The organism is Oleiphilus sp. HI0125 (genome assembly GCF_001635355.1).
Map to the genome: position 1 here is coordinate 1 of NZ_LWGF01000913.1, position 1,230 is coordinate 1,230.

A 1,230-nucleotide genomic window follows, 5' to 3' on the forward strand; every position below is an offset into this window, starting at 1 on the left:
GTTCTAGGCGTTGTCATGTTTACCGTCATCGTTCTAACGTTGGTTGCGGTAATTTTGGCAGCGCGAGCTAAGCTAGTTAGCTCGGGTAATGTTGCGATCACTGTAAATGTGATCCCAACTCAAAAATTGAAACGCCTGCTGGTGGTAAGTTACTTCAAACGCTTGCGTCTGAAGGCTTATTCCTTTCATCAGCTTGTGGCGGAGGTGGTACCTGTGCGCAGTGTACTTGTAAAGTGCTCGAAGGTGGTGGCTCCATGCTTCCTACTGAGCGTACTCACTTTACTCGTCGTGAAGAAGCAGAAGGTTGGCGTTTAGCGTGTCAGGTTCCTGTTAAGCAGGACATGAAAATTGAAGTTGACGAAGAAGTCTTTGGTGTTAAGAAGTGGGAATGTACGGTTGAATCTAACCCGAACGTTGCTACTTTCATCAAGGAACTGACGCTTCGTCTTCCTGAAGGTGAAAATGTCGATTTCCGTGCAGGTGGTTATGTTCAGCTTGAATGTCCTCCACACGAAGTTGACTACAAAAACTTTGATATTGAAGAAGAATATCGCGGTGATTGGGATAAATTTGACGTTTGGCAATATAAGTCAAAAGTTGATGAAACCGTTATCCGTGCTTATTCGATGGCGAACTATCCGGAAGAGAAGGGTGTTGTTAAATTCAACATTCGTATCGCTTCTCCACCTCCGGGAACTGATCATCCACCAGGACAAATGTCTTCTTGGGTCTTCGACTTGAAGCCGGGAGATAAAGTAACTGTATACGGTCCATTTGGTGAGTTCTTTGCGAAAGAAACCGAAGCTGAAATGGTATTCGTTGGTGGTGGTGCTGGTATGGCGCCAATGCGTTCGCATATTTTTGATCAGCTCAAACGTATCGGCTCTAAACGTAAGATGTCGTTCTGGTATGGTGCTCGTTCATTGCGCGAGATGTTCTATCAAGATGAATATGATGCGCTTGCTGCAGAGAATGACAACTTTGAATGGCATGTGGCACTTTCTGATCCTCAGCCAGAGGACAATTGGGAAGGCTACACAGGCTTTATTCATAATGTTCTTCTTGAGAACTACTTGAAAGACCACCCAGCGCCCGAAGATTGCGAGTTCTACATGTGTGGGCCTCCAATGATGAACGCTGCGGTTATCGAGATGTTGAAAAATCTCGGGGTCGAAGATGAAAATATCATGTTAGACGATTTCGGTGGCTAACTGACCTCATAATAAAAAA

At 45.0% G+C, this 1,230-nt stretch carries 1 pseudogene; it reads left to right on the forward strand.

Going from position 1 to position 1,230, the window contains the following annotated elements:
• A pseudogene (nqrF, locus tag A3762_RS15850) lies at positions 1–1,211 on the forward strand (NADH:ubiquinone reductase (Na(+)-transporting) subunit F); the annotation flags it as partial.
• Positions 1,212–1,230 lie beyond the last annotated feature (19 nt).